This window comes from Subtercola frigoramans, from assembly GCF_016907385.1.
Taxonomy (GTDB): domain Bacteria; phylum Actinomycetota; class Actinomycetes; order Actinomycetales; family Microbacteriaceae; genus Subtercola; species Subtercola frigoramans.
In genome coordinates this window covers 1,789,180-1,814,920 of the sequence record NZ_JAFBBU010000001.1, presented here as the reverse complement: position 1 = coordinate 1,814,920, position 25,741 = coordinate 1,789,180, and the positions used below count along the sequence as shown (strand labels likewise).

Below are 25,741 nucleotides of genomic sequence, written 5' to 3'. Positions count from 1 at the left end.
AAACAGCATGCTGTGTCAAAGGGGTAATAAATGAGTGGAAATGCAGTTCGCCTCCAGGCGATCAAAGACGTTGAGGCCTATGTGCCCCCAGCGGTCAGCTTCGACATCACCGAGGCGCCTGGCCAGGTCTTCGGGGAGAACGTCTTCAACAAAGTCGTCATGCAGAAGCGACTCCCGAAGTCGGTGTACAAGTCGGTCATCTCGACTATCGAGCACGGCACCACGCTCGACCCGCAGGTGGCTGACGCAGTGGCTTCAGCCATGAAGGACTGGGCACTCGAGAAGGGCGCAACACACTACGCACACGTCTTCTACCCGCTGACGGGTCTCACTGCAGAGAAGCACGACAGCTTTCTTGAACCGGTCGGTGACGGATCAGCCCTCGCTGAATTCGCCGGCAAGACCCTCACCCAGGGCGAACCTGACGCGTCGAGCTTCCCGAACGGTGGGCTCCGCAACACGTTCGAGGCTCGCGGTTACACCGGCTGGGATGTGACCAGCCCGGCGTATGTTCTCGAGAACCCGAACGGCAACACTCTCTGCATCCCCACAGTCTTCGTCTCGATGACCGGTGAGGCCCTCGACCACAAGACGCCTCTCCTGCGTTCACAGCAGGCGATGGGAGAGCACGCCGAGAGAATCCTCAAGCTCTTCGGTCACACCAACCCTGAGCACGTGGTCTCGTTCTGCGGCCCGGAGCAGGAGTACTTCCTCGTCGACCGCCACTTCTTCCTTGCGCGCCCCGACCTTCTGAATGCCGGCCGCACCCTGTTCGGCGCGAAGCCGCCCAAGGGCCAGGAATTCGACGACCACTACTTCGGCGCGATCCCCGAGCGGGTTCTCGGCTTCATGATGGACACCGAGCGTGAGCTCTTCAAGCTGGGCATCCCGGCCAAGACCCGCCACAACGAGGTCGCACCGGGCCAGTTCGAGATCGCACCGATGTTCGAGCGCGCGAACCTTGCTGCCGACCACCAGCAGCTCCTGATGACGACCTTCAAGACCATCGCCAAAAAGCACGGCATGGAGTGCCTCTTCCACGAGAAGCCCTTCCAGGGGGTCAACGGTTCTGGCAAGCACGTCAACTTCTCACTCGGCAACTCCGAAGTCGGCAGCGTCTTCGTGCCCGGCGACACCCCGCACGACAACGCTCAGTTCCTCGTGTTCTGTGCCGCGGTCATCCGTGCTGTGCACCTCTACGCAGGCCTCCTGCGAGCATCCGTCGCCTCGGCCACCAACGACCACCGCCTGGGTGCGAACGAGGCTCCCCCGGCCATCATCTCGATCTTCCTCGGCGACCAGCTCGCAGACGTTTTCGAGCAGATCGCCAACGGTCGCGCTACGTCCTCCAAGGGCAAGGGTCAGATGATCATCGGCGTCGACACGCTGCCGGTCCTGCCGACCGACCCTGGAGACCGCAACCGCACGAGCCCCTTCGCCTTCACCGGCAACAGGTTCGAGTTCCGCGCGCCCGGTTCGATGCAGAGTGTTGCCGGCCCGATGACCACGATCAATACGATCATGGCCGACTCGCTCGACTTCATCGCCACCCAGCTCGAGACTGCAGTCGCCGACGGCACCGACTTCGACGAGGCCGTCCAGACGCTCCTCACGCAGATCATCAACGAGCACGGTGCTGTTGTCTTCAACGGCGACGGCTACGCTGACGCCTGGCCGATCGAAGCCGAGAAGCGTGGGCTTGCAAACCTGAAGACGACTCTGGATGCTCTGCCAGAGCTGATCACGGAGCCGGCTATGGAGCTCTTCGAGAAGTACAAGGTGTTCAACCACCGCGAAATGCACAGCCGCTACGAGATCGGCCTGGAGCAGTATGCGCTCACGATCGGGGTGGAGGCTCGCCTCACGCTCGAAGTCGGTTCGACAGCTGTTCTTCCGGCTGCCGTTCGTCACCAGACGGAGGTTGCCGTCAACCTCGGCGCCCTGAAGGCTGCCGGTGTGGATGCCGATGTCGCACTCCTCGACGAGGTGAGCGGCCCACTTGCCGAGCTGCGCACCGCGTTGTCAACCCTGCGCGACGCACTCGGTGCCGAGGTCGGACACTCGGCTCTGGCCGAGGCTGAGCATGCCCGCGATGCCCTGCTGCCCGCAATGTCAGCGGTTCGCGCGGCCGCCGATGTGCTCGAAGAGATCGTCGCCGACGACCTCTGGCCGCTCCCGACCTACCAGGAGATGCTCTTCATCCTGTAGCCACATGGGCTATCCCCCTCCAACTGAACACAGCAGACGGTGTCAGCCGGCGATCATCCCGAAGAAGAACGGGGAGGTCGTCGGCTACTCGTCGTGGAGCGACGTAACATGCCCGAAACAATCGCGATACCACCGAGTAATGGCTTAGCGATAGCCTCGAGGTAGTTGTGATTGCAACTGATCAAGTACCAGCCATTTGGAGCCTCTCAAATGTTCAGTGATTCTTCAGAGGTGCTCAAGTTCATCAAGGACACCGACGTCAAGTTCCTTGATATTCGGTTCACCGACCTTCCCGGTGTTCAGCAGCACTTCAACATCCCTGCTTCAACCGTCGACGAGGAGTTCTTCTCGGTCGGCCAGATGTTCGACGGTTCGTCGATCCGCGGTTTCGCCTCGATCCACGAGTCAGACATGCAGTTGATCCCCGACGTCTCGACCGCCTACATCGACCCGTTCCGTGTCGAGCGCACGCTCATCCTGATCTTCGACATCTACAACCCGCGAAACGGTGAGATCTACCACCGCGACCCGCGCCAGGTCGCCAAGAAGGCTGAAAAATACCTCGCCTCGACGGGTATCGCCGACACCGCGTTCTTCGCCCCCGAAGCAGAGTTCTACATCTTCGACGACGTTCGCTACGAAGTGAAGCAGAACAAGAGCTTCTACTCGATCGACTCCAGCGAGGGAGCCTGGAACACCGGCCGCGAAGAAGAAGGCGGAAACCTCGCCAACAAGACTCCGTACAAGGGCGGCTACTTTCCGGTCAGCCCCGTCGACCAGCACGCCGATCTTCGCGATGACATCTCGCTGAAGCTCATCGACGCCGGCCTGATCCTCGAGCGCGCGCACCACGAAGTCGGCACGGCCGGCCAGGGCGAGATCAACTACCGCTTCGACACCATGGTGCACGCTGCAGACGACATTCTGAAGTTCAAGTACATCGTGAAGAACACGGCCACCCAGTGGGGCAAGACCGCGACTTTCATGCCGAAGCCGCTCTTCGGCGACAACGGCTCGGGTATGCACACCCACCAGTCGCTCTGGAACGACGGCTCCCCGTTGTTCTACGACGAAGCGGGCTACGGCGGTTTGAGCGACATTGCGCGCTGGTACATCGGTGGGCTGCTCAAGCACGCTCCCGCGGTTCTCGCGTTCACGAACCCCACGGTCAACTCGTACCACCGTCTCGTGCCGGGTTTCGAAGCCCCGGTCAACCTGGTCTACTCGGCCGGTAACCGTTCGGCGTCGGTGCGCATTCCGATCACGGGTACCAACCCGAAGGCCAAGCGCATCGAATTCCGCGCTCCGGATGCCTCCGGCAACCCGTACCTCGCATTCGCAGCCCAGCTCATGGCCGGGCTCGACGGCATCCAGAACCGCATCGAGCCGCACGAGCCGGTCGATAAGGACCTGTACGAGTTGCCGCCCGAAGAGGCGAAGAACATCCCGCAGGTTCCCGCCTCCCTCGAAGCAGCCCTGCAGGCTCTCGAGGAAGACAACGAGTTCCTGACCAAGGGCGGCGTCTTCACTCCCGACCTGATCGAGACCTGGATCTCGTACAAGCGTGAGTTCGAGATCAAGCCGATCGCCCAGCGACCGCACCCGTTCGAGTTCGAGCTGTACTACGGCGTCTGAGTGTATGGTCGCGCCCGCCCCTGTCGGGCGCGACGTATAGAGCTCTGCTGAGGAAACGCAAGAAGGGCCGCACTCCAATATTGGAGTGCGGCCCTTCTTGCGTGAGGCGTGACTTCGGGCGGAGCTGACGAGATGTCCCCGCATATTGCCGGGATGACGCGTCAGCTCCGCCAGAAGTAGTGAGCCTGCTCGTACGCTCGCGCCTGGGACCACTTCTGATTTCGTTCCGCTTCGGTCGCACGCCGCGCAATACCTGCGGTCGAGCGGGGCCAGTTGTGTTTGCCATGGGCAACCAGGCCGACAATCATCGCTTCGACGCGAGGCCAGTCGAACATGGCTTGGGCATACGTCAGGCGCGTGACGAAGTATCCCCGCTCGTGCAGTATCAGGTCGCGGCGTCGGTCTTCGGCAAATGCCTCAGGAGATGAGTGCCACTCCTTGCCGTCGAGTTCGAGCACAAGCCGTTCTCCGACGAGCAGATCGACGTGGCCCACACCCGCGATCTCGGCCTGCTTGCGGTAGGGGATGCGCAGTGCGCGTAGGCGTAGCCGCGCCATGGTCTCGAGCCCGGATTGCGCGCTCGGGTCGGCGAGCCGCACGATGTGCAGATGCCGTTTGTCGATCAACGCCGCGATGCGTTCCAAACTCCGTTTGTCCGCCAGACCGAGATTGATGGCGCTGTCGCACAACGCGACCGCATAGTTGCGCGGCTGGCAGGTGATCGCGTGCATCAGCGCGACGTCGACGGGGTCGGTGTGCCAGTGCCGCGGCGGATGATGTGCCGCGTGTGTTCGATGAAGCTTCACGCCCTGCGCAGCCGGTTCGGTCAGCGCTTCAGCACGGTCGTCGGGCGAGGCGAGGTGGTTTCCGTGTCGATGCACGCGAACGTGGAGGAGATCATCCGGTGGACACCAGACCCCCAGTTGACCCAGGACAGATACGCAGCTCAGACTGCCGCCGACGCGAACGGCCCTGACTGCATTCTGGGGCGCGTCACGCGCGGCTACCCAGCCGCGTCGAATGCGGGTGAGGCCACCCAAGTCGACGGCGCGTTGTGTCTGTTTCGCCGTGAACCCGGATGCCCGGAGCGTGTTGAGGTCAGCGATGCCGCCGAGCGACGCAACTGTATCAGCGATGTTCATGGCCGCAAGTCTGCGACACAGCACGTCAAGCGTTGGTTGCTGCAGCGGGAACTGTGGAGAACCGTCGGAACAGGGCCACTGTGGCAACGTATTGCGGGGATGCGACGTCAGCTCCGACCGTACCGCTCAGCCCCGGTGGAGGCTATAGCTCGCCGTAGAAGTCCCGTTCGAAGACCGCCCTCGCCCGCCGGGTGACCGCAAGGTAGTCCTCTTCGAGGGCTGTGGCCGATCCGGGCGCGTACTCGAGCAGCCGAGCCACCCCGTCGAGCGCACGACGATCCATCGGCAGAACGTCGGCAGTGCGGTTCGTCCAGAGCGTCATCGCCGACCGGGCGCGTGAGGCGAAGATCCAGGCATCGAGGAGCTTCTGGGCGTCAGCAGGGTCGATGTACCCGGCTTCGACTTCGGCCTGCAGGGCATCCAGAGTCGACGTTGTCTGAAATTCCGGATGATCGGTACCATGTTCGAGCTGAAGCAGCTGTACGTACCACTCGACGTCGCTCAGCGACCCGCGACCGAGTTTCAGGTGGCGAGCCGGGTCTGCACCCTGCGGCAGACGTTCCTTCTCAACGCGGGCCTTGATGCGTTTGACCTCGCGTACAGCGGTCTCGGCGATCTGGTGAGGGTAACGGACTTCGTCAGCCAATGCCTCGAAATCGGCGATCAAGCCCGGGTCGCCCGCAACGCCTCGCGCCCTCAGCAACGCCTGCGCCTCCCAGGTGAGCGACCAGCGCGAGTAGTACGCGCGATACGAATCGAGCGAACGCACGACGATGCCGTTCTTGCCCTCGGGGCGCAGGTCGTTGTCGAGTTCGAGGGGCAGCCGGTGGTCTTCGGTGAGCCGAACCAGCTCGTTGACGATGAACCTCGCCACCGACTGGGCGGTCTCACCGTCGACCGTCTTTGCCCGGTAGACGTACATCACGTCGGTGTCGGAGCCGAAGCCGATCTCACGCCCGCCGTACCGGCCCATTCCGATGACAGCGAACTCAATACCGTCGCCCGATGCGGGGGCCGCTGCCTGGCGGATGAGCCCGAGGGTACCCTCGATCAGCACCGTGGTGATGTCGGTCAGGCCGCGCGCCAGCTCCTGGACGGTGAGTAGGCCGAGAATCGCTCCGAAGGCGAGGCGCAGCACCTCCCGACGCCGCGCATGCCGAAGAGCGGCCGCGGCGGCGTCGGGGGTGTCGTGCCTGGCGATGATGGCCGCCGTCTCCCCTGCCAGTACCGCTAACGGGCGAGGGCGGAGTTCGTGGTCGTTCTCGAGCCACGCCGCCGCCTCGGGGATCCGCTCGAGCAGTTCTCCGGCGAAACGGGAGCCAGAGAGTACCTGCGTGAGGCGTGATGCGGCGCCTGAGGAGTCCCTGAGCATCCGGAGGTACCAGTAGGTCTCGCCGAGAGTGTCGCTCAGGCGCCGGAAGGCGAGCAGCCCGTAGTCGGGATCTGCGCCGTTGGCGAACCACTGCAGCATCACCGGGAGAAGGTGTCGCTGGATGGCGGCGCGCCGGGAGACCCCCGCGGTCATCGCCGCGATGTGGGCGAGTGCGCCCCTCGGATCCTGGAAGCCGATGGCGGCAAGTCGAGCGACGGCTTGTTCGCTGGTGAGGCTGAGTTCATCGGGCCCGAGTGCCGCGACGGCGGCGAGGAGAGGCCGGTAGAACAATCGTTCGTGCAGGGTTCGAACGCGCACCTTGATCTCGCCCCACAGGGTGAGCAACGCCGCGGCGCTGGGCGCGAGCTCGGTAGCCCGTGCCAGCACCCGCTGTTCGAACTCGTCGCGGGGCACGAGGTGCGTGCGCCGCAGATCGCGCAGCTGCAGGCGATGCTCCATCAGGCGCAGCACGCGGTAGTCCTGCGAGAACTCCTGCGCCTCGATGCGCCCGATGTACCCCTGGTCTGCGAGTGCCACGAGGGCGGGCAGCGTCGCGCCCTGTCGCACCATCGGGTCGTTCTGGCCGTGAACGAGTTGCAGAAGTTGCACGGTGAACTCGATGTCCCGAAGCCCGCCCGGGCCGAGCTTCAGTTGGTACTCGACCTCGTCGTCGGGGATGTGCTCGGTGACCCGCTGGCGCATGACCTGCACCGAGCCGACAAAACCCTCCCGTGACGCGCTATTCCAGACCTTGGGCCTGACGGCATCGACGTACCTGCCACCGAGCTCGAGGTCGCCGGCCAGGGGCCTGGCTTTCAGCAGAGCCTGGAATTCCCAGCTCTTGGCCCAGCGGTCGTAATACGCGAGGTGCGATTCGAGAGACCGAACGAGAGCCCCGGCCTTGCCCTCCGGCCGCAGGTTGGGGTCGACCTCCCAGAGCGCCGGTTCCAGCCCGGTCTCCATGATGCCGTGCATGGTCATCATGGCGAGGGCCGTTGCGATGTCGATGGCCCTCGAGGTACTGAGCCCCGCCTCCTCGTCGCCCTCGCCCACGAAGATGACGTCGACGTCGCTGACGTAGTTGAGCTCCTGTGCACCGGCCTTGCCCATTCCGATGATGGAGAGCCTGGCCGCCGCGACTTCGTCTTGCGGGAACAGCCAGCGGCTTTCGCCCTTGATGGATGCTCGGGCACGAGCACAGGCGAGTGAGGCGTCAAGCGCGGCCGACGCCAGGTCGGCGAGCGTGTCGGCAATCGCGTCGACTCCCCGCACCGGGTCAACCTGTTCGAGGTCGAACGCCGTCACCTGCGCGAGGATGCGCCGGTAGCGCACGCGCAGCCGGGTGTACGCCGCGTCGCCGGAGACGGTTGCGAAACCGTCGATCGCGCCGACCGAGTCCAGGAGTTCCGTCTCGAGTTCAGATAACCCGGGCAGCACCGCAAGACGATTGGCCAGGCAATCCAGCTCTTCCGGGTGCCGGAGAAAGAAGTCGCCGAACCCGCGCGAGACGCCAATCACCCTCAATAACCGCGTGCGGCTCTGCTCGCTCTCCAGGAGCAGCCTGATCGGCGCCTGGGCCAGCCGCAGAAGCTTCACCAACGACGACAGCGCCTGGTCGGGGTCGGCGGTCAACCGGAGTGATGCCAGCAGTTCTCCGAGCTCCACAGCCCCCAGCTCGGTTGCGACCTCAAGGTCGGCCGGAGCCTGCGAGAGCTGGGAGAAACCGACACGGGCGAGATCGGTGAGTGTGGTCTGGACCCTCGCCATGGTGGGAGACGCGGCGCTCTCAGAGGATTTCGAGGTTGCTCTGCAACTCGAACGGGGTGACCTGGTCGCGGTAGGAAGCCCACTCCTGGCGCTTGTTCAGCAGCACGTAGTTGAACACGTGCTCGCCGAGCGTCTCGGCGACGAGTTCGGAGTTCTCCATCTCGGAGATCGCCTGGTCGAGGCTCGCCGGCAGAGCGCTGTAGCCGAGTGCACGCCGTTCAGCATCACTGAGGGCCCAGACGTTGTCTTCGGCCTCCGGCGGCAGTTCGTAGCCCTCTTCGATGCCCTTGAGCCCCGCGGCCAGTAGCAACGAATAGGCGAGATACGGGTTCGCGGCCGAGTCGATGGCACGGTATTCGATGCGCGAGCTCTGGCCCTTGTTCGGCTTGTACAACGGCACGCGCACAAGAGCCGAGCGGTTGTTGTGGCCCCAGCAGACGAAGCTCGGGGCCTCTCCCCCGCCCCACAGTCGTTTGTACGAGTTGACGAACTGGTTCGTCACGGCTGTGATCTCGGGTGCGTGCTTCAGCAGCCCGGCGATGAACTGGCGCCCGACCTTCGAGAGCTGGTACTCGGCACCGGCCTCGAAGAACGCGTTGGAGTCGCCCTCGAAGAGCGAGAGGTGGGTGTGCATTCCCGAACCGGGGTGGCCGGAGAGCGGCTTGGGCATGAACGTCGCATACACGCCCTGCTCGATCGCCACCTCTTTGATGACGGTGCGGAAGGTCATGATGTTGTCGGCCGTGGTGAGCGCATCGGCGTAGCGTAGGTCGATCTCGTTCTGGCCGGGGCCGGCCTCGTGGTGCGAGAACTCCACCGAGATACCGAGGTCTTCGAGCATCCGCACCGAACGTCGACGGAAGTCGTGTGCCGTGCCGCCGGGCACATTGTCGAAGTACCCGGCCTTGTCCACCGGCTCGGGGCCGTTCGGGCCGACCTCGCTCGACTTGAGCAGGTAGAACTCGATCTCGGGGTGCGTGTAGAACGAGAACCCACGCTCGCCGGCTTTGGCGAGAGTGCGCTTGAGCACGTTGCGAGGGTCTGCCACAGCGGGCTGGCCGTCTGGCGTGGTGATGTCGCAGAACATGCGGGCAGTCGGGTCGACCTCGCCTCGCCAGGGCAGGATCTGGAAGGTCGTGGGGTCGGGATGCGCGAGCACGTCTGCCTCGAACGAGCGGGTGAGGCCCTCGATCGCCGAGCCGTCGAATCCCAGGCCCTCCGCGAACGCGCCCTCCACCTCGGCGGGAGCGATGGCCACCGACTTGAGAGTGCCGATCACATCGGTGAACCAGAGTCGAACGAACTTCACGCCACGTTCTTCAATGGTTCGAAGAACGAAGTCACGCTGCTTATCCATCGACAATTCGATCCTCTTTCCGGCACGTACTTCTGCCGCTATTAGGCTAGTGGCTATGCCGAGACTTCGCTTAGCGTTGGCCCAAACCAACCCCATTGTCGGTGACCTCCGAGGCAATTCCCTCGAGATCGTCGCCGCCGTTCGCCGGGCCAGAGACGCCGGGGCCGACCTGGTCGCCTTCGGGGAGATGGCCCTCTCCGGCTACCCGATCGAGGACCTCGCCTCGCGTCCGTCGTTCCTGGCCGCGTGCCGCACCCGCATCGCCGCACTCGCTGAAGAGCTCGCCGAGGCAGGGCTCGGTGACGTGGTGGTGGTGGTCGGGCATCCCGACGGGCCGTTCGAACCGCGTCGCTTCACAACCAGCAATGCGCCCACAGCGATCGCCCAGAACGTGGCCAGCGTGCTGCAGAACGGGGCCGTGCAGGCCCGTTACGCCAAGCACCACCTGCCGAACTACTCGGTCTTCGACGAGTACCGCATCTTCATTCCGGGCGACGACCTGCTGGTGCTTCGCCTGCGCGGAGTCGACGTTGCCCTCATCATCTGCGAAGACCTGTGGCAAGACGGCGGGCCGGTCAACAGCGTGGCTTCGGCCGATGCCGGCGTGCTGCTGGTGATCAACGCCTCGCCGTACGAGCGTGACAAGAACGAGGTGCGGCTCCCCCTCGTGACCCGGCGCGCGGTCGAGAACGACACCATCGTTGCGTACGTCAACATCGTCGGCGGCCAGGATGATCTGCTCTTCGATGGCGACAGCGTCGTCGTCGACCGCGCGGGCACGATCGTCGCCCGCGCACCGCAGTTCGCGCCCCATCTGCTCGTCGTCGACGTCGAGGCAGAGGCCGCGAGCAACGTGGAGTTGCCCGAGAATGTCGTTCGGGTCGACCTCGAGCTCCCACCGACGGGATCGCTGTCTGATTCGCAGACCCCGATCTCCGGCGACATCGCGGTCGTGCCCGACGAGCTGGAGCAGATCTGGAACGCCCTCGTTCTCGGGCTCGGCGACTACGTGCGCAAGAACGGGTTCCGTTCGGTCATCCTCGGGCTCTCCGGCGGTATCGACTCCTCGGTCTGCGCGATCATGGCGGCCGATGCCATCGGAGCGCACAACGTGTACGGCGTCTCGATGCCGAGCCAGTGGTCCTCCGACCACTCGCGATCCGACGCAGACGACCTGGCCGAACGGATCGGGCTCCACTACGAGACCCAGGCGATTGCCGAGCTCGTCGCCCCCATCGAGACCCAGCTGTCGCTGGACGGCGTGGCGGCAGAGAACCTGCAGGCGCGCATCCGGGGCATCATTCTGATGGGCCTGTCGAACCAGATCGGGCACCTCGTGCTCACCACGGGCAACAAGAGCGAACTCGCTGTGGGCTACTCGACCATCTACGGCGACTCGGTGGGGGGTTTCGCCCCACTGAAGGATGTGCCGAAGATGCTGGTCTGGGAGCTCTCGCGGTGGCGGAATGCATTCGCGGCCCGCCGCGGCGAGACACCACCCATTCCTGAGAACTCGATCAGCAAACCGCCGTCGGCCGAGCTCCGACCCGACCAGACCGACCAGGATTCACTGCCGGAGTACGACGTTCTCGACGCCTTGCTCGAGGACTACATCAACGGCGGTTTCGGCCGTGCAGAGCTGGTCGACCGCGGTTTCGACCCGGAGACCGTCGACCGGATCGTCGGGCTCGTCGACCACTCGGAGTGGAAGAGGCGGCAGAGCGCGATCGGCACGAAGATCTCGCGCACCGCGTTCGGGCGCGACCGCCGCCTTCCCATCACGTATCGCCCGTCTGACGTCTGATCGCTGGTTGAGTAGCGTCGCGAAGCCGTGCGTATCGAAACCCGAGACGCGTGGGGGTTTCGATACGCAGCTGCACTGCTACTCAACCAGCGCTGCTCAGTCAGGACCGCTCGGTAGACTGAAGACATGACGGAGCAGTCCCCTCGCAAGCGCGTTCGCACGCGACACTTTCAAACCGCGAAGGAGAACGGAACACCGATCGTCGGCCTCACCAGCTATGACCAGTTGTCGGCCGCGATCTTCGACGCCGCCGACATCGACTTCCTCCTGGTCGGCGATTCAGCCGGAAACAACGTCTTCGGCTACGAGACCACCCTCCCCGTCACCGTCGACGATCTCATTCCACTAACACGAGCAGTTGCAGGTGCGGTGTCGCGAGCACTCGTGGTTGCAGATATGCCGTTCGGTTCATATGAAGGCGGCCCGGATGACGCGCTGCACACGGCCGTGCGCTTCATGAAGGAATCCCACGCCCACGCGGTCAAGCTCGAGGGCGGAGTTCGGAGTGCCGCGCAGATCCGGCGCATCGTCGATGCGGGTATTCCCGTGATGGGGCACATCGGCTTCACCCCACAGAGTGAACACGGGCTGGGTGGGCACATCATCCAGGGCAGGGGCGAAGGCGCTGAAGCCCTGCTCGCCGACGCTCATGCGGTCGAAGACGCGGGTGCGTTCGCCGTCGTTCTCGAGATGGTGCCGAGCGCGGTCGCCGCCCGCGTCACCGCAGAACTCCGCATTCCGACGATCAGTGTGGGTGCAGGGCCGCATACCGACGGGCAACTGCTGGTGTGGACCGACTTCGCCGGCTTCTCGCAGGGTCGCACCCCGAGGTTCGTCAAGCAGTACGCGAATCTCACCAAGGTGCTGACCGAGGCCGTGACGGCCTACCGGGCAGACGTCGCCTCGGGCGCGTACCCTGCACCCGAACACGAATACGAGGAGTAGACCGGTGGCAACAAAACGTACGGTGGCCCACGCCCGTGTGCTGATCACCGGGGCAGCGAGCGGCATGGGCCTGCTCTATGCGGAGCGAGCCGTGGCCGAAGGCGCGCTCGACGTGATTCTCTGGGACCGCAATGGCGAGAAGCTCGAAACGATCGCTGCGCGGCTCAACGCTGAACCCGGCCGGAGCCGCGTACACAGTTATCAGGTTGACATCGGTGACCCGACGAGCATCGCCGAGAACGCCGAACGGGTGCTTGCCGAAGTCGGCGGACCCGACGTTCTCATCAACAACGCTGGAATCGTTCGCGGCAAGTACTTCTGGGAGCACGACATCGACTCAGACATCATCGAGACGATGCGCATCAACGCACTGGGCCCGATGCTCGTGACGCGGGCGTTCCTGCCCCGGATGATCGCGGGAAACCGGCCCGCACGGATCGTGAACATCGCCTCTGCCGCTGGCATGATCTCGAACCCGCGGATGAGCGTCTACGCCTCCTCGAAGTGGGCAGTGATCGGCTGGAGCGACTCGTTGCGACTCGAACTGGTGCAGCAGGGTCACCGCCACGTCGCCGTGACCACGGTCGCCCCCAGCTACATCTCGACCGGAATGTTCGCCGGCGCGCGCGGCCCGGTGCTCACCCCGATCATGACGCCGGAGTACGTGGTCGACCGTGTCTGGACCTCGATGCTCGCCGGAAAGCCCCTGCTGCTGATGCCGTGGAGTGTGCACATCGCCAAGGTCACGAAGGGATTGCTGCCGACCGCGATCTGGGACCAGATGGCCGACCGCGTCTTCCACCTCTATACGACGATGGAGAAGTTCACGGGCCGGTAGTCGCCACGCTTGCCAGCGGCGCGTTAGTCGTTCGCGGCGTCTTCTTCAGCCCATTTGGCGCTGTTGGCCCGCAGGGTCTCGAGCGCGTGCTCGGCCTCGACCTTGGTCGGGAACGGCCCCACGCGCTCGGGGGCTGGGGAGACGTAACCGAACTCCACCTCACCGGTCGTGATGTTGTACCAGTACTGCTGCGACGGGTCGGCTGACATGTGTTCTCCCAAGGTGCACGACGGCCTGACCGGCATTCGTCGCCGGAGGGGCCTCAACTACGATAGAGCCTATGCCCAAAGACTCCTCCGGCCACCTCACGCCAGGGAGAGTCTCTCCCCTTCGCAGCGTTCCTTCGACGATCGAGCGCCCCGAATACGTCGGCCGACGAGATCCCGATGAAGGCGGCAAGAGCGACGTCTACTCCCCCGAACGCATCGCCGACATCCGCGAATCGTCGCGGATTGCCGCACAGGCACTCGAGTGGGTCGGCCAGCACGTCGCGCCGGGCGTCACGACCGATGAGCTGGATGCCCTGGGCCACGATTTTCTGATCGCGAACGACGCGTACCCCTCCACCCTCGGCTACCGCGGTTACCCGAAATCGCTCTGCACCTCGGTGAACGAGGTCATCTGTCATGGCATCCCCGACTCCACGGTTCTGGACGACGGCGACATCGTCAACATCGACATCACGGCGTACAAGAACGGCGTGCACGGCGATACGAATGCCACCTTCTTCGCCGGTGAGCCGAGCGAGGAGGTGCGACTGCTGGTCGAACGCACCCGTGAGGCGATGAACAGGGGCATCAAGGCCGTCGCCCCCGGTCGCCAGGTCAACGTGATCGGCCGGGCCATCGAGTCGTACGCCAAACGGTTCGGGTACGGCGTGGTTCGCGACTACACCGGCCACGGTGTGGGCGAGCAGTTCCACTCCGGCCTGATCATCCCCCACTACGACACTGATCGTTTCACCGACATCATGGAGGTGGGAATGGTGTTCACCATCGAGCCCATGCTCACCCTCGGTTCGCAGGCGTGGGAGCTCTGGAGCGACGACTGGACGGTCCTGACGCGCGACAAGTCCTTCAGCGCCCAGTTCGAGCACACTCTGGTCGTCACCGAACGGGGTGCCGAAGTCCTGACCCTGCCGTGACACTGACCCTACGGTGACAGCGGCTCGGCACCCGGCGGCGCTACCACAGGCGTAGCCGACGCGCCATGGCTCGGCCGATCATCCGGCCGTGTGTCGCCCCCAGGCGATGCCGACCTGCAGAATAGACTCGCATGCGTCTCGCAGAAGAGACCCGAATGACAAGGGAGCACAGATGACCGACGATTCGGCAGCACACATCGCCATCGGGATCGACATCGGGGGCACCGGTATCAAAGGCGCGATTGTGAACACGTCGACCGGCGAACTCCTGAGTGCCCGCATCAAACTCGACACCCCCGAGGGCGGCAAGCCGAAAGACATCGTCGAGACCGTCGAGAAGATTCTGAAGTCGCTGCCGGATGCTCCCGCCGACGCCCCCATCGGTGTCTGTTTTCCGGCTGTCGTGCAGAACGGCAAGACCATGTCTGCGGCGAACGTGTCGAAGAAGTGGATCGGCCTCGAAGCGGAGAAGCTGTTCGAAACCTCTCTGAAGCGCGACATCACCTTCGTGAACGATGCCGACGCGGCCGGGTACGCCGAAGTGCGTTTCGGCGCAGCGAAGGGCAAGAACGGCCTGATCATCATGACGACCCTCGGAACGGGCATCGGCACGGCCATCATCTACAACGGCGTGCTGATTCCGAATGCGGAGCTCGGCCACATCCAGATCGACGGCGTCGACTACGAGACGAAAGCCTCGTACGCGGCAAAGGAGCGCGACGACCTGAATTGGGTGCAGTGGGCAGCGCGCCTGCAGACCTACTACGCCGAACTCGAGAAGCTGCTCTGGCCCGACCTCTTCATCGTGGGTGGCGGCGTCTCGAAGAGCTACGAGGAGTTCCTGCCGAAGATCTCGATCAACACGGCGATGGTGCCCGCGACGCTCCGCAACAACGCGGGAATCCTCGGCGCAGCGACGCTGGCACTCGAGCCGAAGGTGCTCGCCGGCGCCAACACGATCGCTGGTTGAGTAGTCGCGCAGCGACGTATCGAAACCCCCACGCTATCCGGTTTCGACCCCTATTGAATGTGCCGAGAACATGGGGCTTCGATACGCACAATGCTGCGCATTCCGCTACTCAACCAGCGGGGGGGGGGGCGAATGGGCCGGCTGCTACGCCGGGTTCTGTCTTGGGCCCCTGCGAAACGCACGAACCCATGGACGGCCATCTATCTACGACGTACGTTGCCGCACGCCTCCAGCGGTCTACCCGAAGACACGACGAGCAGCCGTATCGCCTTCTGTCTGACCTTGCTCCGGGCGAGGTTTACCTAGCCAGCCATGTCACCATGGCAGCTGGTGGTCTCTTACACCACCGTTTCACCCTTACCACCAGGCTCCCGAAGGAGCCAGGGGCGGTCTGTTTTCTGTGGCACTGTTCTCTCGGGTTGCCCCGGGTGGGTGTTACCCACCGCCCTGCTCTGCGGAGCCCGGACGTTCCTCGGTGACTGTCACACCTGTCGCAGAACGACGGATGCTCGAGCCAACGCGACCGTCTTGCCGACCCATTCGCGTGCACCAGCCTACCGTGCTGCACTTCGGGCGGAGCTGAGCGCAGGTGGCGCCGCAGAGGTGTGCATAGGCCCGGATCTCCGCCGAAAGTGCTGCGCCGTGTTAGGGATCGTGCGGCTGGTGTTAGGAAGCCGTTAGGAACGGGCATCCGGATGCCCGGCGGGTGTGTGATCGATCAGTGGTCATCACCACGCCTGCCCGGTCACGCAGAAAGCCGCAGACCGTGCAGCCCGCTTGAGCCTTGGGAGCATTCCGTGCTTGATATCGCCTACCTACTCGGCATCGTGGTCTTGTTCGGCCTCGTGGCCCTGATCGCGCGAGGGGTGCAGAAGCTGTGATCGTCTTCGGCATCATCAGCGTTGTTCTCGGCGTCGCGGCGGTTCTCTACTGCGTCTACGCCCTCATCAAACCAGAGAGGTTCTGATGGGTAACGTCTGGCTCACCGTCGCCCAGCTGGGTACTCTCATCATCGCCCTGGGACTGGCCTATCGGCCGCTCGGCGACTACATGGCCCACACCTACAGCTCGGGCAAGGACCTGCGTGTGGAGCGAGGGCTGTACAAGGTCATCGGAGTCGACTCGAGCTCCGACCAGACCTGGCCGAAATACCTCCGGAGCGTTCTGCTCTTCTCGGTGATCGGCGTCGTCTTCCTCTATGCGATCCAGCGGCTGCAGGAGTTCCTGCCCTGGGCGCTCGGTCTGCCGGCCGTCGAAGAGTCGCTCTCGTGGAACACGGCCATCTCCTTCGTCACCAATACGAACTGGCAGTCCTACTCCCCCGAGGCGACCATGGGGTACACCGTGCAGCTCATCGGGCTGACGGTGCAGAACTTCGTCTCGGCGGCGCTCGGCATCGCCGTCGCCATCGCCCTGGTTCGCGGGTTTGCCCGCAAGAACTCGACGACGATCGGCAACTTCTGGGTCGACCTCACCCGGGGCATCCTGCGCATTCTGTTGCCGCTCGCCTTCGTCACCGCAATCGTGCTCATCGTGGGCGGGGTCATTCAGAACGTCAACGGCTTCCAGGATGTGGCCACGATCACGGGCGGTACGCAGACGCTGCCCGGCGGCCCGGTCGCTTCCCAGGAGGCCATCAAGGAGCTCGGTACGAACGGTGGTGGGTTCTTCAACGCCAACTCCTCGCACCCGTTCGAAGACCCGACGGCCTGGACAAGCCTGTTCCAGATCTTCCTGCTGCTGGTCATCCCCTTCTCACTGCCGCGCACCTTCGGCAAGATGGTGGGCGACAACCGCCAGGGGTACGCCATCCTCGGCGCGATGGCGACGATCTGGGTGGCCTCATCAGCCCTCATGGTCTGGGCCGAATCCTCACTTGCCGGCACGGCGACCGCCGCTGCCGGCGGAGCAATGGAAGGCAAGGAGGAGCGTTTCGGAACCGTCTTGTCGTCGCTCTTCGCGACGTCGACCACGCTCACCTCGACGGGCGCTGTCAACAGTATGCACGACAGCTTCACCGGGCTCGGCGGTGGCCTCGCGATCGTCAACATGATGCTGGGTGAAGTGGCACCGGGTGGCACCGGCTCCGGGCTCTACGGCATTCTGGTGATCGCCATCATCGCGGTCTTCGTCGCCGGGCTCATGGTCGGTCGCACGCCGGAGTACCTGGGTAAGAAGATCGGCACCCGGGAGATCAAACTCGCGAGCCTCTACATTCTCGCGACGCCCGCGCTCGTGCTCATCGGCACCAGCCTCAGCTTCGCCATTCCCGCCGTGCGGGACTCGGTGACGGGCACCTCGATGGCGAACACCGGGCTGCACGGCTTCTCCGAAGTGTTGTACGCCTTCACCTCTGCGGCGAACAACAACGGTTCGGCGTTCGCCGGCCTCACCGCGAACACGCCGTGGTTCAACACGGCGCTCGGGGCGGCCATGCTCCTTGGCCGGTACATCCCGATCGTGCTGGTCCTCGCCCTCGCCGGCTCGCTCGCCTCGCAGGGCAAAGTGCCCGCAACGGCTGGAACACTCCCGACCCACCGCCCCCAGTTCGTCGTTCTCACGATCGGCACGCTGCTGCTCGTCTCCGCTCTCACCTACTTCCCCGTTCTAGCGCTAGGTCCCCTAGCGGAAGGGCTGCAATAACCATGTCGACAGACACCGCAGCACGCGCCACGGCTCCCCAGGAGCCATCGACCACCCACGCCACACGATCGGCCCCCTTCGGCCCACGCCAGCTGCTCGACGCACTGCCGGGCGCGTTGAAGAAACTCGACCCGCGGCTCATGTACAAGAACCCGGTCATGTTCATCGTCGAGATCGGTGCGCTCCTCACGACCGTGCTGGCCATCTCGCAGCCGTTCCTCAGCGCAGATTCCTCCGCATCTGCCTCGCCGACATCGCTTCTCTTCGCCTGGTCGATCGCGATCTGGCTCTGGATCACGGTGATCTTCGCAAACCTTGCAGAGTCGGTCGCCGAAGGCCGGGGCAAGGCACAGGCGAGCAGCCTCCGGGCGACTCGCACAAGCACCCTGGCCAACCGCATCGAGTACAATCCGGTGAGCGACCCGAGTGCAGAGAAGGCGCTGGTCACCCAGATCGCCTCCGCTGATCTGACACTCGGTGACACGATCGTGGTCACCGCAGGCGAACTCATCCCCGGCGACGGCGACATCGTCTGGGGCATCGCCTCGGTCGACGAATCGGCCATCACCGGCGAATCCGCTCCAGTGGTTCGCGAATCGGGCGGAGACCGCAGTGCCGTCACAGGTGGTACACGCGTGCTCTCCGACCGCATCGTCGTCACGATCACCAGCAAGCCCGGCCACACCTTCGTCGACAGGATGATCAGGCTGGTCGAGGGCGCATCGAGGCAGAAGACGCCGAATGAGCTGGCCCTCAGCATCCTGCTGTCGAGCCTGACCATCGTGTTTCTTCTGGTCGTTCTCACCATCAACCCGATCGCAGACTACTCGAACGCTGCGCAGTCGCTCATCGTGCTCGTCGCCCTGCTGGTGTGCCTGATCCCCACCACCATCGGGGCCCTGCTCTCTGCCATCGGAATCGCCGGCATGGACAGACTGGTGCAGCACAACGTGCTCGCCATGTCGGGTCGTGCCGTCGAGGCTGCGGGAGACGTGACCACCCTGCTGCTCGACAAGACCGGAACCATCACCTATGGCAACCGGCAGGCCGCCGAATTCCGCCCCGTCACCGGAGTCACGGTGTCGAGGCTGGCCGCGGCCGCAAGTGCCTCCTCGCTCAGCGACCCGACTCCCGAGGGAAAGTCGGTGCTCGATCTCACCCGCGCGCTCGGGCTTCCTGTACCTGAAGCGAGCGACGGCGTTGCGGTTCCGTTCACCGCACAGACCCGGATGAGCGGGGTCGACTACGACAACGGCACCCAGGTGCGCAAGGGTGCCGGCTCCATGGTCGCCGCCTGGGTCGCCGAGGGTGCGCCACAGAACCCGGCGCTGATCGCCGAGCTCGACCAGATCGTCACCGACATCGCCCAGGCCGGCGGCACGCCACTGGTGGTCGCCGAGAAGTCGGCCTCGGGGCAGGCGCAGGTGCTCGGTGTCATCTACCTGAAAGACATCGTGAAGGAGGGCCTGGCTGCCCGTTTCGCCGATCTGCGTCGCATGGGCATCCGCACGGTGATGATCACCGGAGACAACCCGCTCACCGCACGGGCCATCGCCGAGGAGGCGGGCGTCGACGACTTTCTCGCCGAAGCAACGCCCGAAGACAAGATGGAGCTCATCAAGCGCGAGCAGGAGGGTGGAAACCTGGTCGCGATGACCGGCGACGGCACCAACGATGCCCCGGCCCTCGCCCAGGCCGACGTCGGCGTGGCGATGAACACCGGCACCTCGGCGGCGAAGGAGGCCGGCAACATGGTCGACCTCGACTCCGACCCGACCAAGCTGATCGACATCGTGAGCATCGGCAAGCAATTGCTGATCACCCGCGGCTCACTCACCACGTTCTCGATCGCGAACGACGTGGCGAAGTACTTCGCCATCATCCCGGCCATGTTCACGGTCGCGTTCCCGTCGCTCGCGGTGCTGAACGTCATGCAGCTCTCGTCGCCGGCTTCGGCGATCCTCTCGGCGATCATCTTCAACGCCCTGGTGATCGTTGCGCTGATACCGCTTGCGCTGCGCGGAGTGAAGTACCGCGCGGCATCGGCCTCGAGCATCCTGAACCGCAACCTGCTGATCTACGGGCTGGGCGGCATCATCGCGCCCTTCATCGGCATCAAGCTCATCGATCTGCTCATCAGCCTGATTCCGGGGCTCTCCTGATGAACGCCCACGTCGACACATCCACCGCACCACAGTCAGAATCGAGAAGGCTCTCATGAGCAAACGCAACGCAACACTGAGGCAGTACTGGGTCGGCATCAGGCTCTTCCTGATCATGACCGTTGCACTCGGCATCGTCTACCCGCTGGTGGTCACCGGGGTCGGCCAGCTCATCGCCCCGGCGCAGGCCAACGGCTCACTCATCTCGGTGAACGGCAGCGTCGTCGGATCGATCCTCATCGGCCAGAGCTTCACCGATTCCGACGGTGTCGCGTTGCCGCAGTGGTTCCAGTCGCGGCCCTCTGCCGCAGGCGACGGCTACGACGGAAGCGCATCGAGCGGCTCGAACCTCGGGCCCAACAGCGACAAGCTGGTGCAGGCCATTGCAGATCGCAAGGCAGCCATCGCTGCGAGCGACGGCGTCGACCCCGCTTCGATTCCGGCAGACGCCTTGACTGCGTCTGCGTCGGGGCTCGATCCGCACATCAGCCCGGAGTACGCTCGTGAGCAGGTGGCGCGAGTAGCCGCGGCCAGAGATCTTCCCGAAGCTGAGGTGGCGAAACTTGTCGAATCGTTCGTTCAGAGCGCAGATCTGGGCTACATCGGTGAGCCGACCGTCAACGTGCTGCGGCTCAACATCGCCCTGGACGCACTGAAGTAACAGCAGGTCACCCGCACGGCAGCCCTGCAGGCGCGCCGCACTTCACAGAGCCGCACTTCACAGATTGGGCTGGATTCGTGGTCAGAGGCTTGTTGCACGTCTACCTCGGCGCGGCACCCGGGGTCGGCAAGACCTTCACCATGCTCGAAGAAGGGCGTCGCCTGCGAGACCAGGGTCTCGACGTGGTGGTCGGCATCGTCGAGACACACGGTCGGGAAGGCACGGCAAAGCTCGTCGAGGGGCTCGAAGTCTTCCCGCGCAGAAGAGTCGATCACCGCTCCGTCGCCCTCGACGAGTTCGACGCCGAAGGACTCATAACGCGGGCACCACAGTGGGCGCTGGTCGATGAACTCGCCCACACCAACGCGCCCGGCTCACTCAATCCCAAGCGCTGGCTCGACGTCGGGATGCTGCTCGACGCCGGCATCAACGTCATGTCGACCGTGAACATCCAGCACATCGACAGCCTGCACGATGTCGTCGAGACGATCACGGGCATCGCGCAGAAGGAGACCATCCCCGACTCGATCCTCCGGGCTGCGGACCAGATCGAGCTCGTCGACCTCGCACCAGAGGCGCTGCGCGCCCGGCTCTCCGGCGGGTTCGTCTACCCGGCCGGCACGATCGACGCCGCCCTGTCGAACTACTTCCGGCTCGGCAACCTCACTGCTCTCCGTGAACTCGCGCTGCTCTGGCTGGCAGACGAGGTGGATGTTGCACTCAAGGCCTATCGCAGCGAACACGGCATCGGGCAGAAGTGGGAGGCCCGCGAACGGGTCGTCGTCGCGCTGCCCGGCGGGCCGGAGGGCGAGACGCTCGTTCGTCGCGGTGCCCGCATCGCCGCCCGCTCGAGCGGAGGCGAGTTGCTCGCGGTGCATGTGAGCGGCGCAGACGGCCTCGCCGCAGCCGACCCCGGTTCCCTGGCCGCCCAGCGCACCCTGGTGGAACAACTCGGCGGCGAGTACCACCACGTGGTCGGCGACGACACCCCGACGGCCCTGGTCGACTTCGCGAGGGGCGCCAACGCCACCCAGCTCGTCATCGGGGTGAGCCGCCGGTCGAGACTCACGGCACTGCTCACTGGTGCGGGAATCGGGGCCACGGTCATCCGGGAATCGGGTGACATCGACGTGCACATCGTGACGCACGCTGCAGCAGGAAGCCTCGCGTTGCCGAGGCTGGGCGGGGCACTGACCATCAGGCGACAGCTCATGGGCGGCGCACTTGCGCTGCTTGGGCTGCCGCTGCTCACTCTCGGCCTGTCGGCCATCCGCAGCGACGAGACCATCACCAGCGACGTGCTGCTCTACCAGTTGCTCATTGTGATCGTCGCCCTCGTCGGCGGTCTGAGACCCGCCGTTCCCACGGCCGTGCTCGCTGGCCTCCTGCTGGACTTCTTCTTCGTGGCACCGCTGTACACCGTGACCATCAACGACCCGCGGCATCTTCTCGCCCTGGTGATCTTTCTCGTGGTCGCCGTGCTCGTCAGTGTGGTCGTGGACTCCTCGGCGCGGCGCTCCCGGGCGGCCAGGCGCAGCGCCTCCGAGGCAGAGACGCTCGCGACGGTCGCGGGCAGCGTGCTCCGGGGCCAGGATGCCCTGCAGGCGCTCATCGACCGCCTGCGTGAGGTCTTCTCCCTCGATTCGGTGCTGCTCGAATCCGACGGCGAGGTGCTCTACGAAGCGGCGAGCTCCGGCGTGCCGGTGCAACCCCAGAGAAAGCAAACGCAGAGAAAAGCTGTCGCAGAGCCCCTCACGACCACGACCGTGTTCGATCTCTCCGAGTCGGCGCGGCTCGTTCTCACCGGCCGTGTGCTGCAGGCCTCCGACCGCCGCATTCTGGCCGCCTTCCTCTCGCAGATCGAATCCGCGCTTGTTCAGCGCCGGCTGACTGCCGAGGCAGAGAACATCAAACCCCTCGAGCAGGCCGATCGTATGCGCACGGCTCTGCTCGCCGCGGTGGGTCACGACCTGCGCACACCCCTGTCGTCGGCGACTGCTGCCGTCTCGAGCCTACGCAGCCAGGAGGTGCAGTGGAGCGACGCAGACCGTGACGACCTGTTGCGAACTGCTGAAGAGTCGTTGCTCACCCTGGCCGACCTGGTGAGCAACCTGCTCGACGTCAGTCGGCTGCAGGCCGGTGTGCTGGCCGTCGCCAATTCTGAAGTGGGTCTCGACGAGATAGTGCCACTGGCCCTCGATGAACTCCACGTGGTCGCCGGAGCAGTCGTCGTGAACGTCTCCCCCCACCTGCCGCCGGTGATCTGCGACCCGGCGCTGCTGCAGCGGGTTCTGGTGAATCTGTTGTCGAATGCGTTGCGCTATGCTCCGTCTGGCCAGGCTCCCATCCTCTCGGGCAGCGCCTTCGCCGACACGGTCGAGCTCCGGGTGATCGACCAGGGCCCGGGGATCCCCGACGATCGGCTTACGGATGCCTTCCAGCCCTTCCAGAGGCTGGGTGACACCGACAACACCACCGGCGTGGGCCTGGGGCTCGCTCTTTCCCGCGGTTTTGTCGAGGCGATGGGCGGCACGCTCGAAGCCGAGGTCACTCCGGGCGGTGGGCTCACCATGGTCGTCTCACTCCGCCCCGGGCGGCACGCTCCCGTGCACACCCTGGAGGTGGCAGCGTCATGAGGGTGTTGATCGTCGACGATGACGCGCAGATCCTTCGCGCCCTGCGCATCAACCTGTCGGCACGCGGGTACGACGTCGACCTCGCCTCGACAGGTGAAGCCGCGCTGAAGAGGGCTGCCGAGCATCCACCCGAACTTGTCGTACTCGACCTGGGCCTGCCGGGGCTCAGCGGAATCGAGGTGATCGAGGGCATTCGCGGCTGGAGTGCCGTTCCGATTCTCGTGGTGAGTGGCCGAAGCGATTCTGCCGACAAGGTCGACGCGCTCGACGCCGGAGCCGACGACTACGTGACAAAACCCTTTGCCGTCGATGAACTGCTGGCCCGCATCCGCGCCCTCACCCGGCGCACTGTCGCGGGAGTCGACGAACCCATCGTGCGCTTCGGCGACATCGTGGTCGACCTGGCCGCCCACGAAGTGAGGCACGAAGTGCGGCACGAGACGGCGGAGGCCCGGGGCAACCCTGCTCAAAGCGACACTGCCCGAGGCGCAGACGCCCCGGCCGCGCCCGACGTTGTGAAACTCACTCCCACCGAATGGCACATTCTCGAGGTGCTGGTTCGTAACCCTCGCCGACTCGTGACCAAGCACCACCTGCTCACCACCGTGTGGGGCGCTGCCTACAGCTCCGAAGACGGGTATCTGCGCCTCTATCTCGCCCAGCTGCGAAAGAAGCTCGAGCCCGACCCGTCGAGGCCCCGGTACTTCATCACCGAGCCGGGCCTCGGGTACCGGTTCAACCCAGACCCGGCACCCCGTGACTGAATCCGGCCGGTTCTTACAGCCCTGATTCCTCGGTGCGCACCAGGATGCAGCTGCTGTCGGGGTCGATGACGACGTCGTCAGGCGCCGCGGCACGGATCTTCGCCAAGTCGGATTCGTGCAACTTGACGTTGCTCCCCATCGAGATACCCCGAGTGAGAAGTGCAGCTCCGATGCCGTATCGCTCTCGCTGGCGGTTGTAGAGGGCCAGCAATTCGTCGCCGACTCCCCCAGCGATCAGGTCGCGGTTCAACTGCACTCCGGCGAGCTCGGACGTGATCGCGGCCAGATCGGCGTCGCGCGACACCGTCAACTCGTCACGCTCGGCCACCAGGACGGCCATCTCCTCGATGATCACGGCGAGGCGGCTGTTGATCTCATCCATGCGCTCCATCACCGCGAGTTCGATGTCTTCGAGATCGGACTGGCGTTTCACCAAAGAGGCGATCTCGTGTTCGAGACCCTGGATGTCCTTGGTCGACGAACTCGTCTCGAGTCGTGAGCGATCCCGGGCCAGGCGGGCCGCAACGACCTCGACGTCGGATTCCACCCGGGAGATCTCCAGTTGGGCGTCTTCAAGCTCGCCGTTCGTGCCGGCAAGGCGGTGTGACACGGCGCCGATCTGGGCGGCGAGTTCATCGAGCCGCTTCTGCTGAGGGAGCGTTTTCGCCCGGTGAGCCAGTTGAGCGATCCGGGTGTCAGCAGCCTGGAGGTCGAGCAGCGTGCGTTGCTCGGAGACGGGAGCTTTCATGGGTTCAATCCTTCAGTGAGCGGTGGTGAGGTGCAAGGTTTGGCCGTCGGTTCGTGTGACCAGTGTCTGTGATGGCGCCGATGAGGCGACCCTGAGGTTCAGGAAGAGGGAATCCCGGTCACTGGGTGACGACGAAGTCCCAGGGGTCGGTTCGAACATCGCTCACCGTCACGACGACCCCCGGCAGGGCCGCCCGGAGCTGCTCAGCCGCGACTTCGAGCCACAGCCACTCGCTGGCCCAGTGTGAGACGTCGATGAGCGCAGGGCCGCCACCCACAGCGGCCTGCTCGCGAGCCTCTGAAACGGGGTGGTGGCGGAGGTCGGAGGTGATGTAGACGTCGGCCGCCTGCACCTCGGGAGTGGACAGCAGCGAGTCGCCTGCGCCACCGCAGAGCGCCACCCTCGAGACCACGGTGTCGTAGGCACCAGCGACGCGCACGCCGGTTGCGGTTGCGGGCAGGATCTCGGCGAGTTCCAAAGCGAGTCGCCCGAGGGTGACCGGCTGGGCGAGAGTACCGGCGCGACCGAGCCCCGTGCCAGGCACCGTTCCGGCAACGAGGGGAACAGCATCCATCAGCCCCAGGCGATCGGCGATCACCGCTGACACCCCGTTCTCGACGATGTCTGCGTTCGTGTGGGCTGCCACCAGTGCACAGTTGCCCCGAACGAGACGGGCGAGCATGGCACCCTTGTACGTTGTCTCGGCGATGGTTGTCACCCCGTGGAAGAGCAGCGGGTGGTGAACCAGCAACAGCCCGGCACCGGAAGCCACGGCCTCGTCGACAGTCTCGGCTACGGCGTCGACGGCGAGATGGATGCTCGTGACCTCCTCCTCTGGCGAACCGGAGACGAGCCCCGGCGAGTCCCACGGCTCGGCGTGCTCGATGGGCCAGAGACCCTCAATGACAGCGTTGACGTCGCGAACGGAATACAGCACAGCCCCCA

General features: G+C 64.9%; 19 protein-coding genes and 1 other RNA gene. 13 read left to right on the top strand and 7 right to left on the bottom strand.

What is annotated here, in order from left to right:
- Nucleotides 1-30: 30 nt before the first annotated feature.
- Together JOE66_RS08570 and glnA are read left to right on the top strand one after the other, a co-directional pair.
- Nucleotides 31-2,208 (top strand): glutamine synthetase III family protein, encoded by a 2,178-nt coding sequence (locus tag JOE66_RS08570; protein ID WP_205108534.1) that lies wholly within the window; start codon nucleotides 31-33, stop codon nucleotides 2,206-2,208.
- Nucleotides 2,209-2,418: 210 nt separating this feature from the next.
- On the top strand, nucleotides 2,419-3,843 hold the full coding sequence (glnA, locus tag JOE66_RS08565) for a type I glutamate--ammonia ligase (RefSeq protein ID WP_205108532.1): 1,425 nt from the start codon (nucleotides 2,419-2,421) through the stop codon (nucleotides 3,841-3,843).
- 161 nt (nucleotides 3,844-4,004) lie between these two features.
- Here the strand turns inward: glnA and JOE66_RS08560 are convergent, their stop codons facing one another.
- The 3 genes from JOE66_RS08560 to JOE66_RS08550 form a co-directional block, all read right to left on the bottom strand.
- Nucleotides 4,005-4,985 carry an endonuclease domain-containing protein gene (locus JOE66_RS08560; RefSeq protein WP_205108530.1) on the bottom strand — a complete coding sequence of 327 codons (981 nt, stop codon included), beginning with the start codon at nucleotides 4,983-4,985 and terminating at the stop codon, nucleotides 4,005-4,007.
- A 142-nt stretch (nucleotides 4,986-5,127) separates the two neighbouring features.
- Nucleotides 5,128-8,124 (bottom strand): bifunctional [glutamine synthetase] adenylyltransferase/[glutamine synthetase]-adenylyl-L-tyrosine phosphorylase, encoded by a 2,997-nt coding sequence (locus JOE66_RS08555; protein ID WP_205108528.1) that lies wholly within the window; start codon nucleotides 8,122-8,124, stop codon nucleotides 5,128-5,130.
- Between the two features lie 19 nt (nucleotides 8,125-8,143).
- Nucleotides 8,144-9,481 carry a glutamine synthetase family protein gene (locus tag JOE66_RS08550; RefSeq protein ID WP_205108526.1) on the bottom strand — a complete coding sequence of 446 codons (1,338 nt, stop codon included), beginning with the start codon at nucleotides 9,479-9,481 and terminating at the stop codon, nucleotides 8,144-8,146.
- 55 nt (nucleotides 9,482-9,536) lie between these two features.
- Between JOE66_RS08550 and JOE66_RS08545 the strand changes: the two genes are divergently transcribed.
- The 3 genes from JOE66_RS08545 to JOE66_RS08535 all read left to right on the top strand — a co-directional run bounded on the left by JOE66_RS08545 (nucleotide 9,537) and on the right by JOE66_RS08535 (nucleotide 13,068).
- On the top strand, nucleotides 9,537-11,285 hold the full coding sequence (locus JOE66_RS08545; RefSeq protein WP_205108524.1) for an NAD+ synthase: 1,749 nt from the start codon (nucleotides 9,537-9,539) through the stop codon (nucleotides 11,283-11,285).
- A gap of 126 nt (nucleotides 11,286-11,411) precedes the next feature.
- Complete coding sequence (gene panB, locus JOE66_RS08540) at nucleotides 11,412-12,230, top strand: 3-methyl-2-oxobutanoate hydroxymethyltransferase (protein WP_205108522.1); 819 nt, start codon at nucleotides 11,412-11,414, stop codon at nucleotides 12,228-12,230.
- Nucleotides 12,231-12,234: 4 nt separating this feature from the next.
- Entirely contained in the window at nucleotides 12,235-13,068 is an 834-nt protein-coding gene (locus JOE66_RS08535; RefSeq protein WP_307827122.1) for an SDR family NAD(P)-dependent oxidoreductase, read from the top strand.
- A 23-nt stretch (nucleotides 13,069-13,091) separates the two neighbouring features.
- Here JOE66_RS08535 and JOE66_RS08530 read toward each other — a convergent pair whose 3' ends face one another.
- Complete coding sequence (locus JOE66_RS08530) at nucleotides 13,092-13,277, bottom strand: SPOR domain-containing protein (RefSeq protein WP_205108520.1); 186 nt, start codon at nucleotides 13,275-13,277, stop codon at nucleotides 13,092-13,094.
- A gap of 71 nt (nucleotides 13,278-13,348) precedes the next feature.
- Between JOE66_RS08530 and map the strand changes: the two genes are divergently transcribed.
- Both map and ppgK read left to right on the top strand, forming a co-directional pair.
- Nucleotides 13,349-14,212 (top strand): type I methionyl aminopeptidase, encoded by an 864-nt coding sequence (gene map, locus JOE66_RS08525; protein WP_205108518.1) that lies wholly within the window; start codon nucleotides 13,349-13,351, stop codon nucleotides 14,210-14,212.
- Between the two features lie 172 nt (nucleotides 14,213-14,384).
- Nucleotides 14,385-15,182 (top strand): polyphosphate--glucose phosphotransferase, encoded by a 798-nt coding sequence (gene ppgK / locus JOE66_RS08520; protein ID WP_205108516.1) that lies wholly within the window; start codon nucleotides 14,385-14,387, stop codon nucleotides 15,180-15,182.
- A 129-nt stretch (nucleotides 15,183-15,311) separates the two neighbouring features.
- Here ppgK and rnpB read toward each other — a convergent pair.
- Nucleotides 15,312-15,721: RNase P RNA component class A (gene rnpB / locus JOE66_RS08515), an RNA gene on the bottom strand.
- Nucleotides 15,722-16,059: 338 nt separating this feature from the next.
- Here rnpB and kdpF point away from each other — a divergent pair.
- From kdpF to JOE66_RS08485, 6 genes are all read left to right on the top strand, one after another.
- Nucleotides 16,060-16,149, top strand: coding sequence for a K(+)-transporting ATPase subunit F (gene kdpF / locus JOE66_RS17635; RefSeq protein WP_205108514.1), 90 nt, complete (start codon nucleotides 16,060-16,062; stop codon nucleotides 16,147-16,149).
- Entirely contained in the window at nucleotides 16,149-17,825 is a 1,677-nt protein-coding gene (gene kdpA / locus JOE66_RS08505) for a potassium-transporting ATPase subunit KdpA (RefSeq protein WP_205108512.1), read from the top strand. The genes kdpF and kdpA overlap by 1 nt, the downstream gene beginning before the upstream one ends.
- Before the next feature lie 2 nt (nucleotides 17,826-17,827).
- Nucleotides 17,828-19,987, top strand: coding sequence for a potassium-transporting ATPase subunit KdpB (gene kdpB, locus JOE66_RS08500; RefSeq protein WP_205108509.1), 2,160 nt, complete (start codon nucleotides 17,828-17,830; stop codon nucleotides 19,985-19,987).
- 55 nt (nucleotides 19,988-20,042) lie between these two features.
- Nucleotides 20,043-20,648: a potassium-transporting ATPase subunit KdpC gene (gene kdpC / locus JOE66_RS08495; RefSeq protein WP_205108507.1), complete on the top strand. Its 606-nt coding sequence runs from the start codon at nucleotides 20,043-20,045 to the stop codon at nucleotides 20,646-20,648.
- A gap of 77 nt (nucleotides 20,649-20,725) precedes the next feature.
- Entirely contained in the window at nucleotides 20,726-23,284 is a 2,559-nt protein-coding gene (locus JOE66_RS08490; protein WP_205108505.1) for a DUF4118 domain-containing protein, read from the top strand.
- The gene (locus JOE66_RS08485) at nucleotides 23,281-24,048 is read left to right on the top strand and encodes a response regulator (RefSeq protein WP_205108503.1); all 768 of its coding nucleotides are present in this window, start codon (nucleotides 23,281-23,283) and stop codon (nucleotides 24,046-24,048) included. The genes JOE66_RS08490 and JOE66_RS08485 overlap by 4 nt, the downstream gene beginning before the upstream one ends.
- 13 nt (nucleotides 24,049-24,061) lie before the next feature.
- Here the strand turns inward: JOE66_RS08485 and JOE66_RS08480 are convergent, their stop codons facing one another.
- Both JOE66_RS08480 and JOE66_RS08475 read right to left on the bottom strand, forming a co-directional pair.
- The gene (locus tag JOE66_RS08480; protein WP_205108501.1) at nucleotides 24,062-24,796 is read right to left on the bottom strand and encodes a zinc ribbon domain-containing protein; all 735 of its coding nucleotides are present in this window, start codon (nucleotides 24,794-24,796) and stop codon (nucleotides 24,062-24,064) included.
- A gap of 118 nt (nucleotides 24,797-24,914) precedes the next feature.
- Complete coding sequence (locus JOE66_RS08475; RefSeq protein WP_205108499.1) at nucleotides 24,915-25,733, bottom strand: Nif3-like dinuclear metal center hexameric protein; 819 nt, start codon at nucleotides 25,731-25,733, stop codon at nucleotides 24,915-24,917.
- Nucleotides 25,734-25,741: the final 8 nt, after the last annotated feature.

Excerpts from the sequence above, each read along its gene's own strand:
- JOE66_RS08570 (WP_205108534.1), top strand. The coding sequence starts at position 31 with ATGAGTGGAAATGCAGTTCGCCTCCAGGCGATCAAAGACGTTGAGGCC.
- glnA (WP_205108532.1), top strand. The coding sequence starts at position 2,419 with ATGTTCAGTGATTCTTCAGAGGTGCTCAAGTTCATCAAGGACACCGAC.
- JOE66_RS08560 (WP_205108530.1), bottom strand. The coding sequence starts at position 4,985 with ATGAACATCGCTGATACAGTTGCGTCGCTCGGCGGCATCGCTGACCTC.
- JOE66_RS08555 (WP_205108528.1), bottom strand. The coding sequence starts at position 8,124 with ATGGCGAGGGTCCAGACCACACTCACCGATCTCGCCCGTGTCGGTTTC.
- JOE66_RS08550 (WP_205108526.1), bottom strand. The coding sequence starts at position 9,481 with ATGGATAAGCAGCGTGACTTCGTTCTTCGAACCATTGAAGAACGTGGC.
- JOE66_RS08545 (WP_205108524.1), top strand. The coding sequence starts at position 9,537 with ATGCCGAGACTTCGCTTAGCGTTGGCCCAAACCAACCCCATTGTCGGT.
- panB (WP_205108522.1), top strand. The coding sequence starts at position 11,412 with ATGACGGAGCAGTCCCCTCGCAAGCGCGTTCGCACGCGACACTTTCAA.
- JOE66_RS08530 (WP_205108520.1), bottom strand. The coding sequence starts at position 13,277 with ATGTCAGCCGACCCGTCGCAGCAGTACTGGTACAACATCACGACCGGT.
- map (WP_205108518.1), top strand. The coding sequence starts at position 13,349 with ATGCCCAAAGACTCCTCCGGCCACCTCACGCCAGGGAGAGTCTCTCCC.
- ppgK (WP_205108516.1), top strand. The coding sequence starts at position 14,385 with ATGACCGACGATTCGGCAGCACACATCGCCATCGGGATCGACATCGGG.
- kdpA (WP_205108512.1), top strand. The coding sequence starts at position 16,149 with ATGGGTAACGTCTGGCTCACCGTCGCCCAGCTGGGTACTCTCATCATC.
- kdpB (WP_205108509.1), top strand. The coding sequence starts at position 17,828 with ATGTCGACAGACACCGCAGCACGCGCCACGGCTCCCCAGGAGCCATCG.
- kdpC (WP_205108507.1), top strand. The coding sequence starts at position 20,043 with ATGAGCAAACGCAACGCAACACTGAGGCAGTACTGGGTCGGCATCAGG.
- JOE66_RS08485 (WP_205108503.1), top strand. The coding sequence starts at position 23,281 with ATGAGGGTGTTGATCGTCGACGATGACGCGCAGATCCTTCGCGCCCTG.
- JOE66_RS08480 (WP_205108501.1), bottom strand. The coding sequence starts at position 24,796 with ATGAAAGCTCCCGTCTCCGAGCAACGCACGCTGCTCGACCTCCAGGCT.